The organism is Phytohabitans houttuyneae (assembly GCF_011764425.1).
Lineage (GTDB): Bacteria > Actinomycetota > Actinomycetes > Mycobacteriales > Micromonosporaceae > Phytohabitans > Phytohabitans houttuyneae.
Genome location: NZ_BLPF01000001.1, coordinates 1,671,222 through 1,685,653 on the forward strand (window position 1 = coordinate 1,671,222; position 14,432 = coordinate 1,685,653).

The 14,432-nt window shown below is 70.1% G+C and carries 10 protein-coding genes; 8 read left to right on the top strand and 2 right to left on the bottom strand.

The genetic code is table 11. The features are described from left to right. Window positions 1–224: 224 nt before the first annotated feature. The 6 genes from Phou_RS07735 (at window position 225) to Phou_RS07760 (ending at window position 6,173) form a co-directional block, all read left to right on the top strand. A complete protein-coding gene (locus tag Phou_RS07735) occupies window positions 225–1,031 on the top strand; it encodes a hypothetical protein (RefSeq protein WP_173054838.1) in 807 nt (268 codons plus the stop codon). A 310-nt stretch (window positions 1,032–1,341) separates the two neighbouring features. Then, complete coding sequence (locus tag Phou_RS07740) at window positions 1,342–1,677, top strand: pilin (protein ID WP_173054840.1); 336 nt, start codon at window positions 1,342–1,344, stop codon at window positions 1,675–1,677. 1 nt (window position 1,678) lies between these two features. After that, a complete protein-coding gene (locus Phou_RS07745) occupies window positions 1,679–3,274 on the top strand; it encodes a hypothetical protein (RefSeq protein WP_173054842.1) in 1,596 nt (531 codons plus the stop codon). A gap of 13 nt (window positions 3,275–3,287) precedes the next feature. Further along, window positions 3,288–3,461 carry a hypothetical protein gene (locus tag Phou_RS07750; protein WP_173054844.1) on the top strand — a complete coding sequence of 58 codons (174 nt, stop codon included), beginning with the start codon at window positions 3,288–3,290 and terminating at the stop codon, window positions 3,459–3,461. Then, window positions 3,454–4,383 (top strand): PrgI family protein, encoded by a 930-nt coding sequence (locus tag Phou_RS07755; RefSeq protein ID WP_173054846.1) that lies wholly within the window; start codon window positions 3,454–3,456, stop codon window positions 4,381–4,383. The genes Phou_RS07750 and Phou_RS07755 overlap by 8 nt, the downstream gene beginning before the upstream one ends. A gap of 5 nt (window positions 4,384–4,388) precedes the next feature. Then, on the top strand, window positions 4,389–6,173 hold the full coding sequence (locus Phou_RS07760; RefSeq protein ID WP_173058183.1) for a VirB4 family type IV secretion system protein: 1,785 nt from the start codon (window positions 4,389–4,391) through the stop codon (window positions 6,171–6,173). Between the two features lie 235 nt (window positions 6,174–6,408). Here the strand turns inward: Phou_RS07760 and Phou_RS07765 are convergent, their stop codons facing one another. Then, the gene (locus tag Phou_RS07765) at window positions 6,409–6,753 is read right to left on the bottom strand and encodes a hypothetical protein (RefSeq protein WP_173054848.1); all 345 of its coding nucleotides are present in this window, start codon (window positions 6,751–6,753) and stop codon (window positions 6,409–6,411) included. 444 nt (window positions 6,754–7,197) lie between these two features. Between Phou_RS07765 and Phou_RS07770 the strand changes: the two genes are divergently transcribed. Beyond that, the gene (locus tag Phou_RS07770) at window positions 7,198–8,781 is read left to right on the top strand and encodes a type IV secretory system conjugative DNA transfer family protein (protein WP_173054850.1); all 1,584 of its coding nucleotides are present in this window, start codon (window positions 7,198–7,200) and stop codon (window positions 8,779–8,781) included. 277 nt (window positions 8,782–9,058) lie between these two features. Next, window positions 9,059–9,883 (top strand): replication-relaxation family protein, encoded by an 825-nt coding sequence (locus Phou_RS07775; protein WP_281365063.1) that lies wholly within the window; start codon window positions 9,059–9,061, stop codon window positions 9,881–9,883. A 316-nt stretch (window positions 9,884–10,199) separates the two neighbouring features. On the opposite strand, the gene Phou_RS07780 is transcribed toward Phou_RS07775, so the two are convergent. Then, on the bottom strand, window positions 10,200–13,697 hold the full coding sequence (locus tag Phou_RS07780; protein ID WP_173054852.1) for a carboxypeptidase regulatory-like domain-containing protein: 3,498 nt from the start codon (window positions 13,695–13,697) through the stop codon (window positions 10,200–10,202). Window positions 13,698–14,432 lie beyond the last annotated feature (735 nt).

The window sequence follows — 14,432 nt, forward strand, 5'->3', positions numbered from 1 at the left end:
CGGGCGCGATGGTGGGTCGATCAACGCAACGCCCGGTGCAGGTGGGGCAATGCCGTGCTGGTCCGGTTGTTGTCCACCACCACGCTGGCCGGACCTGCGAGCCCACCGCGTTGGCGAGGCACGAACGTGTTCTGTGTGCTGCCCTGCGACGGCTGGCTGGCCGCTGACGCCTCCCGCGCCCGGCGTGGCCGGCGCGGGCTGCTGCGCCGGCAGCGGTCGGGGCGGTGACCGGGATGGCATCGTCATGGCCCGCGTCTTCGCTGGCTGCCGCTGACCGGGCGTTCGCGCTGTTGACCTGTCCGCCGGCCCCGCTGGCCTTTGATGGCCGGGGCTTCGAGGGTCTGCCGGACCGCTTGCTCGCCTTGGACGAGCTGAAGTCGGTTCTGCTCAGCCGGGGCCTGTCCCGGCAGGAGCAGGATGTGGTGTGGCGGGAACTGGTCGAACGTGCCCGCCGGGACGGCCCGGCCTGGGTGATCGCCTGCGTTGGTGTGGCCATGCCTGGCCTGCGCCGCGCCGCTCGCCGCTTGGCCGCGGACTGGATGTCGCCGACCGTGGATCTGCATGCCGAGGTGCTGGAAGGGTTTCTCATCCACCTGAGGAAGGTCGACCTTTCCGACGACCGGATCGTGGGGAAGCTGGTCGACGCCGGTAAACGGCGGGCGCGTAAGGCCCGCGACGCGGATGCGGATGCTTCCGCGATCCATGTGAACCGGCCCTGGTCCCGGGCTCCGCTGAGCCCGTGGGATCACCCGGATTGGATCCTGACCCGGGCGGTCGCTGCCGGCGTCATCGACGTGGACGAACACGCGTTGATCGCCAAGACCAGGCTGGAAGGCTGCACCTTAGCCACGGTGGCCGCCGAACTGGGCATCAGCGCCTCGCTGGCCGGGGACTGGCGGCGCAAGGCGCAGCTGCGACTGGCCGACGCCATCCGCGCCGGCGAACTTGACCACGTCCGCCTCGACGCGTACCTGGTCCGTCATCGCCGGCGGCTACGCGCGGTGTTGGGTGTCGTCCCGGTCGCCGCGTAGTTGCGGTGTTGGTTGCCGTTGGTTCCCGAACGGGCGGTCGGCTGCCGGATCGGCTGGCCAACGCGAGCCCTTGATGGGCAAGGAGTCGCCGTGACCGGACGCGGTCCCCGGCGGCCCCTTCTGCGCCACCAAGGGGCTCGATGCGTGTGGTGACGGGCTGGCCGACCCGGCTCGTGTTCACACCTCGTCCGCCATTCGGCAGTAAGGAGCGACGCTCCCACCCCTCGCCGCACAGCCTCGCAGCCCTTTGGTGGCGCTTTTCGCAGCCGTTCTCGTGCACGCCCCTTGCTGGGGCGGGAGGTGCCCAGTCATGAACCGTATGGTCCGTACCAGTGCCCGTATCCGGGCCACAATCTCATCCGCGGCCACGGTGCCAGCGGTCCTGGCGGCGCCTGATCCCGCCGGGGACCCGACCGCCGACCTCAAGGTGGTTATCGACAACGCGGTGGGCTGGATCGCCGGGATCGCGTTCGCGATCGCGACCCTGTTCGCCACCGCCGGGTTCGCCCTGTACATGATGGCCGGTGGTGACACCACCCAGATCGAACGCGCCAAGACGGCGTGGAAGGCGGCCGCTGTCGGCTACGCCGGGGTGATCCTGGCCCCGGTATTGCTGGGGATCCTCAGCGGCATTCTCGGGAACTGACATGGGTGATTGGAGCCCGTGGGGCGTCACGGTCGATGCGCTGATGGATCAGGTCGCCAGGTGGCTGGGCGGTTTCGCCGCCAGCGTCATCAACACGGTGTGGGGTTGGCTGTCGGCGACGGTGCTGCTGGTCCCTAACGTGACCGTCCTGCCCCAGGTCCAGGCCATCCATGACCGGTCCCTGGCGATCGTCAACGTCTGCTTCATCCTGGCGATCGTCGCGGTCGCGGTGGCGGTGATGGCCCGCGGCACGATCCAGCTGCGCTACGGCGTGGCCGATCTGGTTCCCCAGCTGGTGTTCGGGTTCGTGGCCGCCAACTTCGCGATCCCGTTGTGCCAGGCGTTGATCCGGTTTACCAACGCGGTCACACATGCGGTCACTGGGCAGGACGTTGCCTCTGACGCCTCGCTCGGGCAGATGCGGCGGATTGTGGAGGGCTCCCTGAGCAACCCCGCGCTGGGCCTGTTGACCACGCTCGTTTCGCTGACCATCGCCGCCCTGGTGGTGTGGATCATCGTCGGTTGGATCGTCCGGCTCGGTCTGCTCATCGTGCTGGTCGGCATCGCACCGATCGCCTTGGCCTGCCACGCCACCCCGTGGACCGACCCGGCCGCCCGGCTGTGGTGGCGGGCGTTTCTCGGCGCGTTGGGCACCGTGGCCGCGCAGGCGGTCGCGTTGCACACCGCCGCGGTCATCTACCTGTCCCCGGACGCGCAGGTCGAGCAGTTGGGGCTGCCGACCGACCCGACCGAGGTGTTCAACCTGTTCGTCATCGCCTGCATCCTGTTCGCGGTGGCGAAAGTCCCGGGCCTGATCCGCCAGTACGTCACGCACAACCGCGGCAACAACATGCTGGGCATGATCCTTCGAGTGGCTGTGGTCCAGCAGGTGGCCAGGGCGGTGACCGGCGGGCTGTGGCGCGGCGGCCGGGCCGGCACAGTGGCAGCCGCCGCGGGTCGGGGCGCCGGGTTTGCCCGCGGCGGGACCGGCCGGCTGCCCCGCCCCACGCTCGCCCCGCTCCGGCCGAGCCTTCGCCGCCGGCCCGGCGGCATGCCTGTCCCGGCGCCGAGCTCCGCACCGGTCGCCGGCGCCTCATCCGCTGGTGTCGTCTCCACCTCAAGGGTGGCCGCGGACGGCGGTGTCGGCGCGGCGCACACGCGGCCGCGTCCGGTGGTGCCCTCGCATGTCACGCCGGGCACCGCGATGCCGCGCAAGGCGGCCCGGTGGCCGCGGCCGTGGGCGCACACCGACTCGGGCACCGGCTGGCCGGCCGACCTGGCCCAGGGGCCGCAGCCGTCTACCGCGCTGGCCTACCAGCGGGCTGTTCCGGCCGCACTAGCCGCCTCCACCCACGGGTCGGCTCTGCTGACGATGCGCGAACCCATCGCCGGCGCTGCGGCTGCGACGCCGGCCGGGGTGGTGCCGGCGGGGCGGCGGGCGACCGGGACCGGCTGGCCGGTGCTGCCGGACCGGGCGGCCCGGACCCGGCCGCGGGACCAACCCCAGCTGTGGCCGGACACCCAACCCAAGTGGCCTCGCCCGGCCGGCTGGCGCGCGCCGCCACCATCCGCTACCCCGCCCTCCCGCACCCGTTGAAGGGACAGCTGACATGCCAAACACACCCCCGTCCACCGACCCCACCCGCGTCGCCGACACCGGGCGGGCCTCCGCCGGGACCGGCTGGCCCGCCGACCCACCCGCCGCGCCGCGACCAGGCCGGCCGACCGGGCCCGGCTGGCCCAACCCCAGCAACGGCGAGGGCAAGGATGACGGCGATGTCTGAGCCGGAGATCCGCGCGAAGATCCACGCCGACGTCGAAGCCCCCGACAAGATCCTTCTGGGGTTGACTGCCCGGCAGGTGGGCATCCTTGCCGCGGCCGGCCTGCTGGCCTACCTGCTGTGGCGGGCAGGGGCCAGCCGGCTACCGACACCTGTTCTGGCCTTCGGGCTCGTGCCGTTGACCGCGGTGGCGGTCGTGCTGGCGCTGGGCCGCCGGGACGGGCTCAGTTTCGACCGGTGGCTGGTGGCCGCGCTGCGCGCCGCCCGCCACCCGCGCCGGCTGGTGCCCGCCGGCGACGCGGTGGTGGCCCCGCCGCGGTGGGCGCCAGCCGCACCCGGTACCGGACCCACGGTTGCCGGGCTACGGCTACCTGTCCACGCGATCACCGACGCTGGGGCGATCGTGGTGGGCGCCCACACCTCCACCGCGTTGGTGGCCGTGTCCACAGTGAACATCGGGCTGCGCACGGGTCAGGAGCAGGCGGCGATGATCGGCGGGTTCGCCCGCTGGCTGCACGCCCTGTCCGGGCCGACACAGATCGTGGTCTCCACCCGCCGCGTCGACCTGGCCGTCCACGCCGACCGGATCCTGGACACCGCCCAGCCGAACCCGGCGCTGGCCGAGGCCGCCTACGCCTACGCCGGTTTCCTGCTCGATGTGGCCGAGCAGCGGGACCCGCTGTGGCGCACCGTCACCATCGCCCACACCGCGACCGGCCGCCACGCGCCGGTCGAGGCGATGCGGCAGGCCGAACACACCGCCGGTGCGCTGGCCGCGCTCGGCGCCGCCACCCGGGTGCTGGACGGCCGCACCGTCGTCGGTGTCCTGGCGGCCGCGGCGGACCCGTACGCCGGCACCGACCCGCACCCCGGGCGGGCGCTGCCCGATCAGCCGATCACCACGGCTGGCAGGTGGGGGCCGTGATCCGGATCCCGCGGCGCACCCGCCCCGGCTCGGCTACCACCGCACCGCAGCAGGCCGGCGGGGCCGCGGCGCTCGGCCCGGCCTCGGTCGAGGTCGCCGCACGCCACCTGCAGGTCGGGGACGGCTACGCCGCCGTCCTGATCGTCACCCACTACCCCGCCGAGGTGTCCACCGCCTGGCTGGAGCCGCTGCTGTCCTGGCCGGGCCGGCTGGACCTGACCCTGCACATCGAACCGGTCCCGGCCGTGGTGGCGGCGAGCCGGCTGCGGGCGCAGCGGGCCCGGCTGGAAACGGTGCGCCGCTCCGACGCCGACCGGGGGCGGCTGGACGACCCGAACACGGACGCCGCCGCCGGCGACGCCGCGGAACTGGCCGACCGGGTCGCCCGCGGCGCGGCCCGGCTGTACCGGGTCGGGATCTACCTGACCGTCCACTGCCCCAGCCTCGACGAACTCGTCGAGGCCGTCGCCGAGGTCCGGGCCACCGCCGCGTCGGTGCTGTTGGACACCGTCCCGGCGACCTGGCGGCAGCTGCAGGGCTGGACGTCCGGGCTGCCGCTCGGGGTGGACAGCCTCGGCATGCGCCGGGTCTTCGACTCCGACTCCCTGGCCTGCGCGTTCCCGCTGGCCTGCGCGGACCTGCCGGCGCCGCTGCCCGGCGACCCACCCCAACCCGGCGGTGTCCTGTATGGACTGAACACCGCCACTGCCGGAGTGGTGTGGTGGGACCGGTGGACGGCGCACAACTACAACAGCATCGTGTTGGCCCGAAGCGGCGCCGGCAAAAGCTACTTCATCAAGCTGGAAATCGTGCGGTCGTTGCTCGACGGCGTCGTGGTGCAGGTGGTCGACCCGGAGGATGAGTACATCCGCCTGGCCACCGCGGTCGGCGGCACCGTCGTGCAGTTGGGCGCGGCCGGGGTGCGCATCAACCCACTCGACATCCCGACAGGCGACTGCCACCCGGAGGCGTTCAACCGGCGGGTCCAGTTCATCCGCACCCTGGTCGCCGTGATGCTTGGCACCGACCTTGCCGCGCCGGAACGCGCCGCCGTCGAAACGGCCGTGCTGACCGCCTACGAGCAGGCCGGCATCGACCTTGACCCGGCCAGCTGGTCCCGGCCCGCCCCGCTGCTGCGGGACGTGGCCGCCGCCCTGCACACCGGCGACCCGGTGGCGCGGGCGCTGGCCGGGCAGCTGGCCCCGTGGACGTCCGGCAGCCTCAAGGACGTCTTCGACGGCCCGTCGACCACCGTGCCGACCGGGCAGCTGGTCGTTTGGTCCACCCGACAGCTGTCCGATGAGCTACGCCCGGCGGCGATGCTGCTGGCCCTGGATGCGATCTGGCGGCAGGTCGAGGCCCCCGCCCCGCACGTCGCCGCCCGGTTTCCGCGCCAACTGGTCATCGTCGACGAAGCCTGGAAACTGCTCGGCGAGGGCGCCGGGGCGAAGTTCCTGGCCACCTTGGCCAAGTCCGCCCGCAAACGCCGCGCTGGCCTGTCCGTGGTCACCCAGGACGCCGCCGACGTCCTCGCCACCACCCCGGGCCGCACGGTGCTGGCCAACTGCGCCACCCAAATCCTGATGCGTCAAGACGCCTCGGCGATCGGCGAGATCGGCAGAGAGTTCGGCCTGACCAGCGGCGAGGCCCGACTGCTGCTGTCCGCCCGCCGCGGCGAAGGACTGCTGCTGTCCGGCGGACATCGGGTCGGTTTTCAGGTGGTCAGTTCCAGCGCCGAACACGTCGTGTGTACCGATGGGGACCGTGACGTCGACGGCGGCCAGCCATGAGCGTGGCGCAGCGTGGCCGGGTTCCCGCGCCGGCCGTGGCATCGAACGACGCTACCGGGATGAGTGATCCCGGCGCGGCACCCCCGGCGCTGCTGGAGTCGGCCGGGCAGGCGGCGCAGTGGCTACGGGACCGGCCGTGGTTGCTGGCCGTCGCCGCCGCGGCGGTCCTGGTCACGGTGGTCGCGCACGGATCGGTGCAGATGTGGCGGCACCGGCGGTGGACCCGACACGCCCGTCAGGTCACCATCACCCCGCCGCCTGAGGTGGCCGTCGACGGCGCCGCCGTGTGGTGGGCGACCCTGGCCGAAATCCTGCGGCCCGTCTGGTGGCGCCGCCTGATCTTCGGCACACCGCATGTGGCAATGGAGTACCGGTGGGCCGGCCGGCACCTGTCGATCGTGATCTGGGTGCCCGGCACCATCCCCACGAACCCGGTCGCGGCGGCGGCCTCCGGTGCCTGGCCGGGCGCGTCCTGCATCGTCGACGACCCCGCCGCGCCGGTGCCGCTGCCGCCGGCCGCGGCGGCCTCGTCACCGGCGCCGGACAACACCTCGCGCCGCCCGGCCGGGCTTCGCCCCACAGTCCGGGCGTTGCGGGCCGCGGCCCACCGGCTGCAGCCCCACCACGACCGGCTGTCGCCGGCTGCGGTAGGCGGGGCGCTGCTGCCGACCTTGCCGGACTGGCACCCGCTACGAACAGAACACGACGCCGACCCGCTGCGGCCGCTGCTGTCGGCCGCCGCCGGGCTCGGCGACCACCAGCACGCCTGCGTGCAAATCCTGGCCCGGCCCGCCCCACCATCACAGGTGCGCCGGCTACGCCGCAGCGTCGGAGCGCAACGCGCCGGCAGCCCGTACCCGGGTCCGCTCCACCCCGGCCGGTGGCTGGGCGCCCTGCTCGACACCCTGCTGCCCACCCCCGCCCGACAAACCCCCACCACCGGCAACCGGATCGTCAGCACGCGGCATCCGGAACGGGACCGGGACCTGCGCGCGGCCGTCGACAAGCTCGTCGACGGCCCGCTGTGGCAGACCGCGATCCGGTACGCCGTCGTGCACACCAACCCCGCCGGGTACCCGCCGCCAACCTGCAGGCCCAGGTCACCACCCTCGCGCACGGCATCGCAGCGTCCTTCGGTGTTTACAGCGGCGCCCGGCAACGGCTGCGCCGCCTGCCGATGCCAAACCCGGCCCGGGTGTTGGCGGGGCGGCCGCTGCGCGGCGGGTTCCTGCTGTCCACCGACGAGCTCGCCGTACTGGCCGGCCTGCCCCTCGACCTTGCGGTGCCAGGGCTGCTGCGGGCCCGGGCCAAGCCGATGCCGGCACCGATCGACGTCCCGGACAGCGGCCGCAACATCAAAATCTTGGGCCGGGCCGAGGTCGGCGGCCACACCGTCGGACTCGCGGTCGCGGACGCCCGCCACCACCTGCACGTCATCGGGTCCACCGGCACCGGCAAATCCACCCTCCTGGTGCGGATGATCGTCGCCGACATCCTGGCCGGCCGCGCGGTGGTCGTTATCGACCCGAAAGGCGACCTGGTCACCGACGTCCTCGACCGAATCCCCGCTGCCATGGCGGACCGGGTGATCCTGATCGACCCCAACCAGCCCGGCGGTGACCGGCTCAACCCATTGCTGGGCGACGACCCCGACCTGACCGTGGACAACATCGTGTCGATCTTCGCGAAGATCTTCCAACGGTTCTGGGGGCCGCGGATGGACGACATCTTCCGGATGGCCGGGCTCACCCTGATACGGCACGCCAACCCGGTGCTGACCAACATCTCCCCGCTGCTGCTGCAACGACAGTTCCGCTCGCAGCTGACCGTCGACCTTGACGACCCGGAAGGGCTGCGCGGGTTCTGGGACTCGTTCGAAACCACACCGCACGCCCAACGCGCCCAAATGATCGCCCCGGTGCTGTCCCGGCTGCGGCTGATCCTGACCCGCCCGTTCCCCAAGTACACCCTCGGCGCCGCCACCTCCACATTCGACATGGGCAAAGCCCTCAACACCGGTGGGATCGTGTTGGCTCGGCTGCCGAAAGGGCAGCTGGGTGAGGACACCGCCCGGGTGATGGGCTCGTTCGTGCTGTCCACCGCATGGCAGGCCGCCACCGCCCGCGCCCGCAAACCCGAGGACCAGCGCCGGGACGCCACCGTGTTCGTCGACGAGGCGCACAACTTCCTCAACCTGCCCGGCTCCGTCGACGACATGCTCGCCGAAGCCCGCGGCTACCACCTGGCCTTGGTTCTGGCCCATCAGAACCTGGCACAGCTACCGACCGAAACCCAGCGGGCGCTGTCCGCGAACGCCCGCAACAAGATCTTCTTCGACGTGGCCCCAGAAGACGCCGTCGACCTGGCCAAACACACCCTGCCCGAGCTCGACGCCCACGACCTGTCCCACATGGACGTCTACCGCGCCGCCGCCCGCCTGGTCGCCGGCGGCCGCCCATCCCCCGCCTTCACGTTGCGCACACTGCCGCCGGCCGAACCGGTCGGAGAGGCCACCGCGATCCGGCAGGCCTGCGCGGCCCGCGTCGCAGGCACCGACCCGGACGAGCCCGCCGTGCGGCAGCTGGCCCGCCGCACCCGACGGCCCTAACCCAGGCTGCCCGGTCGCTGGTCGTCACCCCGGTCACCGGCCCGGCCTGGGCCCGGCTCATCCGTGGTCACCGAACTGCCGACCCTACGCCGGCCCTCACCTACCCAACACCGCAGCTAGGAGGCGGTCATGACCCCAGCCACCAAATCCCAACAGTCCCCACAGGGGACTCTCCGCCACCGGGGAATCCGCCCGTACCCCACGACGCCCCCAACCACGCTCCAGCCGCCGCGCCCTGGTCGACATCTCCACCCGGCTGCGGCCACGCGACTACGTCATCGCCGAACTCCTCGTCGACCACCAGGTCCTGACCACCGGCCAACTAACCGCGATGCTGTTCACCTCACCGACCACCTGCCTGCACCGCCTGCATGCGCTGCGACAGCTCGGCGTCGTGGACCGGTTTCTGCGCCACCGCCCCGGCCTGCCCGAACCCCTGCACTGGGTGCCCGGCCTCCTCGCCACCCGCCTGGTCGCGTTGGCCCGCAACGAGAAACCACCCACCCCTGCCGTCGTCTACGAACGCAAAGACCGCACCATGATGCGCCCCGACCTGGGCCATCTGATCGGCGTCAACCAGTTCTTCACCGACCTGATCGGCTACACCCGCAGCCATCCGCAGTACCGGCTCGCCCGGTGGTGGCCCGAACCCCGCACCGCCGACGCCTACGGCCGCCGTGTCCACCCCGACGGCCACGGCGTCTGGAACACCCCCGCCGGCAGCGTCGGCTTCTTCCTCGAGCACGACACCGGCCTGGAGAAGCTGCCCGTGCTGACCGGAAAGCTCGACGGATACCGGCGGCTACGCCGCGAAGGCGGACCCCACTACCCGGTGCTGTTCTGGCTGCCCACCCGCGCCCGGGAACAGAACCTGCACCGCCGGCTCGCCGACGGCCCCACTCCCGGCCTCGTCGTCGCCACCGCCGCCCGCGACACCATCAACGGACACAGCCCAGCCGGGCCAATCTGGCGTCTATACGGCAACGGCCGACACCGCCTCCACCTAGCCGACATCCCCTCCCACCACGCCACACCCGGCCCGCTCAACCCCGCCGCACCCACACCAGAGCAAGACCCGCTCGCGGCGCTCGCTGAGAAATAGCCCCGCCCGACGGCAATTGCTGAAAACGCACGATCGGCGGCAATGAGTACGCGCACTGCGGTCGTTGGGTTCAATACTCACCCGCTATGACGCACCTCGGCAACGAGGTCGAACAGGCACAGTTCGCCGTCGCCGAGCTGTTCCTTCCGATTCGTTGAAGTACATCTAGATCAAGCCTGCGGTGTAGTCGAGGGCCTGTAAAACGAGGTTGGAGACCTCTCTGGTCCCGATGCCTTGACACAGAGAGGTGCCGTTCGTTTGACACACCCCGGTGGTCCCGGGCCACGGCTGATCGCTGCCGGCAACGCGTGGGGTTTCAGCAGGTTGGGTCGAGGATTCTGGCCCAGTACACGAGTTCGGCGGCTTGTGCGGCGGTCAGCGTGGGGTTGGGGCCGGTCGCCTCTTTGTTGACCTTGAGGATGTATTGGCAGATCTTCCCGTGTTCGAGCTTGTTCGTCAGGTCCTGAATGACCCCTTGGGCGTTCGGTGACCCACTGTTCGACACGTACACGGTCGTGATTGTGGCCAATGCCTCGCCGGTGGGCGCCACCGTGTAGGTGACCGTGATAGCGGGGGCGGTGTTTCCGGCATGGTCGGTGGCGCCGGTGCAGGTGGCCGTGTAGTGACCGGTCGCGTCGCGGTCGAGGTTCGGGGACGCGTCGGTGGCCACTCCTGAGCCCGTGTCGGTGGTGGTGCAGCCGACGGTGGGTAGCTCGTCGAGCGGGTAGGTGGTGCCGTTGACTACGCCGGTGACGGTGACGGCCGGTGGTGAGTAGTCGATGTCGAGGTCGGTGGTTTCCGCCGTCGCGGTGTTGCCTGCCTTGTCGAGGGCGACGCCGGTGACTGTGAGGTCGGCGCCTTCGCGATGGACGGTTACGTCGGCGGGGCAGACCGCGATGCCGGACAGGGTGTCGGCGCAGGTGAAGTGGATCGTTGGTGGCGACTGGTACCAGCCGGCCGAGTTCTTGACGCCGACGACGGTCGCGGTGATCTGCGGCGCGGTGCGGTCGATGTTGATGTCGTCGATGGTGGTGCTGGCGGAGGAGCCGGCGTGGTTGGTTGTTGTGCCGCTGACTGACTGATCTGCCCCGTCCTGGTCCAGCGTCGCCGGGTTTGGGCAGCTGGCGATGCCGGACTGGGCGTCGGTACAGGTGAAGGTGACAGTGACGGGGGTGTTGTTCCAGCCGTCGGCGTTGGCGGGGGTGCGGGTGGCGACGATCAGGGGATTTGTCCGGTCGATGCTGACCGTGATCGTTGCGACGGTTGTGTTGCCGGCCTTGTCGACGGCGGTGCCGCTGACCTCCCGGTTTGGGCCGTCTTCGGTCAGGGTCACTGGCGGGGAGCAGTTGGCGATGCCGGACAGGATGTCGGTGCAGGAGAAGGAGACCGTGACGTCGCCGTTGTTCCAGCCCTCGCTGTTGGGTGCTTGGGAGACGGTCGGTGTGATTGTCGGCGCGGCGGTGTCCAGGTTGACGATGACGGTCCGGGTGGCGGTGTTGCCGGCACGGTCGGTCGCGGTGCCGGTGACGACCTGGCCGGCGCCGTCCTGGTCGACGGTGACCGGTGCAGGGCAGGTGGCTACACCGGCGAGGGGGTCTTCGCAGGTGAACGTCACGGTCATCTGGTTGTTGTGCCAGCCGTGGTCGTTGGCGGCTGGGGCGACGTCCGCGGTGATAGTCGGCGGCGTGCGGTCGATCGAGAGCCGGATGGAGCCGGTGGCGCAGTTGCCCGCCGGGTCGCAGGAAGGCTCGGAGGTGACCAGCTGGTCGGCGCCCTCGGTGGAGACCGTGATCGGGTCGGGGCGGGTAGGGGTGCCGGAGGAAGGTCTCGGGTCGACGCTCTTCCAGGTGACGGTGACCGGGGTGTTGTACCAGCCGTTGGTGGCCTCGGCGTCGACTTCGGGGATGACGGTTGGAGGCTGGTCATCGAGGTAGAGCGCGCCGGTGGTGCGGTCGAAGATGTAGAACAGCCGCCGGTCGCCGTTGATGGCGGGCAGGGTGATGGGGATGTTGAGGCCGCCGGGCAGCCTGATCGAGGTTGATTGTTGCGGCAGACCAATCAGCACTGGGGCGGTGAGGTTGCCGCTGGTATCGGTGTTGCCGCTGCCGTAGGTGCGCCCGGAGTAGTCCGCCGTGTCGACATTGGTGAAGTTGTAGTTCATCGACGCGCCGCTGACCGGAGTGCCATCGGCGTTGCGGACCGCGACGGTCAAGGTCGCGATGGGTGCGATGACGTCGCGGGTCAGATCATGATCGATCTCGACCGGAGCGTTGAGCGTGACGTACGTGTAGAAGTTGGTCCCGCGGCACCCACCACAGTCGACGCTGTACCGATAAGTACCAGCCAACACATCGAGGGCATAGTGGCCGTTGACGTCAGCCTGGACAAAGCCGTTAGACCCACCAGGGCTGGTGGACGAGAGAATCACGGTCGCGTTGCGAAGCGGGCTACCCGCAGCATCACGCACCGTCCCCTGCACACGCACCGATGCCGGGACTGTCACCGTGGTACTGGTGTCGCCGTTGATGGCGGGCAGGGTGATGGGGATGTTGAGGCCGCCGGGCAGCCTGATCGAGGTTGATTGTTGCGGCAGACCAATCAGCACTGGGGCGGTGAGGTTGCCGCTGGTATCGGTGTTGCCGCTGCCGTAGGTGCGCCCGGAGTAGTCCGCCGTGTCGACATTGGTGAAGTTGTAGTTCATCGACGCGCCGCTGACCGGAGTGCCATCGGCGTTGCGGACCGCGACGGTCAAGGTCGCGATGGGTGCGATGACGTCGCGGGTCAGATCATGATCGATCTCGACCGGAGCGTTGAGCGTGACGTACGTGTAGAAGTTGGTCCCGCGGCACCCACCACAGTCGACGCTGTACCGATAAGTACCAGCCAACACATCGAGGGCATAGTGGCCGTTGACGTCAGCCTGGACAAAGCCGTTAGACCCACCAGGGCTGGTGGACGAGAGAATCACGGTCGCGTTGCGAAGCGGGCTACCCGCAGCATCACGCACCGTCCCCTGCACACGCACCGATGCCGGGACTGTCACCGTGGTACTGGTGTCGCCGTTGATGGCGGGCAGGGTGATGGGGATGTTGAGGCCGCCGGGCAGCCTGATCGAGGTTGATTGTTGCGGCAGACCAATCAGCACTGGGGCGGTGAGGTTGCCGCTGGTATCGGTGTTGCCGCTGCCGTAGGTGCGCCCGGAGTAGTCCGCCGTGTCGACATTGGTGAAGTTGTAGTTCATCGACGCGCCGCTGACCGGAGTGCCATCGGCGTTGCGGACCGCGACGGTCAAGGTCGCGATGGGTGCGATGACGTCGCGGGTCAGATCATGATCGATCTCGACCGGAGCGTTGAGCGTGACGTACGTGTAGAAGTTGGTCCCGCGGCACCCACCACAGTCGACGCTGTACCGATAAGTACCAGCCAACACATCGAGGGCATAGTGGCCGTTGACGTCAGCCTGGACAAAGCCGTTAGACCCACCAGGGCTGGTGGACGAGAGAATCACGGTCGCGTTGCGAAGCGGGCTACCCGCAGCATCACGCACCGTCCCCTGCACGTGGGCCACCGCCATCGACTTCAGCACCACAGTGAGCGGCGTCGTGGAGTCCGCGCTCACCCCGGTAGCCAGGTAGCTGCGCAGCCCTGAGTCGGCTGGTGGTGTGAACCGTATGTCATACGTTCCGGACGGCACGCTCAGATCGAACTGCCCGAAATCGTCCGTCGTATCGCTCGCCACCACGGCCGACCCACCAGCGGGGAGCACTTCGACCAGCACGTCCGGCTGTTCCACGTCGCCGGTGTCTTTCACCACCCCGACAGCCCTGGAGTGCTCGCCAACGCTGCCGGTGCCCATAAGGGACTAAGTGCGAAAGCGACGGCGAGGAGGATAGCGAGGAGGCAGCGGGACGACGATCGGACCATGATTTACTCCCGAGGACTGCTGCGCTGACAGGTGCCGACCCACGGACCCACCACTACCAGTGGCAACGAGCCGGCCACAGCACGCTAAGCCTCCTGACCCAGGGTTTAATAGAGTCGCGCCGGCAATCCGTGAGCCTGGCTCGGAATTCGAACCGACCGACCCGACGGGCGGCTCCGAACCAGGCCGAAACCGCGACCTACTCGTCGATTCAACAATCCGATCGACGTCCCCCATTGGAGGGAGGACGCCTATGTGGTCGGAACCGGGCGTGACGTCCGAGTCGCACCAACTGCGCGGCAAATGCCGGCGTGGAACCGTGAGCGACTGATCAAACGGGTACGGTGATTGCCGCGCCCATTCGGTGACCGCGTACCGACTGGCACCAGCCAGTGAGAAATAGCGCACGGTTGTGGGTGTACCTCAGTAACGATGGGACTCTGCGTCGCGGGCGCACGCGGCTGGAGCACTCTCACCTTGACAACGAGCGCCGGCCCGCCCGACATGGCGGTGGCCAAGCGGGTTGACATCTACGCGACCGCACCACGTTCGCCGGCACGCTGGCGGCGCAGATCAAGCTGGCGCCGCCGCGGGACCCGGAGTACAAGGGCATGGTCGAACGGTTTC

Excerpts from the sequence above, each read along its gene's own strand:
- Phou_RS07740 (WP_173054840.1), top strand. The coding sequence starts at position 1,342 with ATGAACCGTATGGTCCGTACCAGTGCCCGTATCCGGGCCACAATCTCA.
- Phou_RS07745 (WP_173054842.1), top strand. The coding sequence starts at position 1,679 with ATGGGTGATTGGAGCCCGTGGGGCGTCACGGTCGATGCGCTGATGGAT.
- Phou_RS07750 (WP_173054844.1), top strand. The coding sequence starts at position 3,288 with ATGCCAAACACACCCCCGTCCACCGACCCCACCCGCGTCGCCGACACC.
- Phou_RS07755 (WP_173054846.1), top strand. The coding sequence starts at position 3,454 with ATGTCTGAGCCGGAGATCCGCGCGAAGATCCACGCCGACGTCGAAGCC.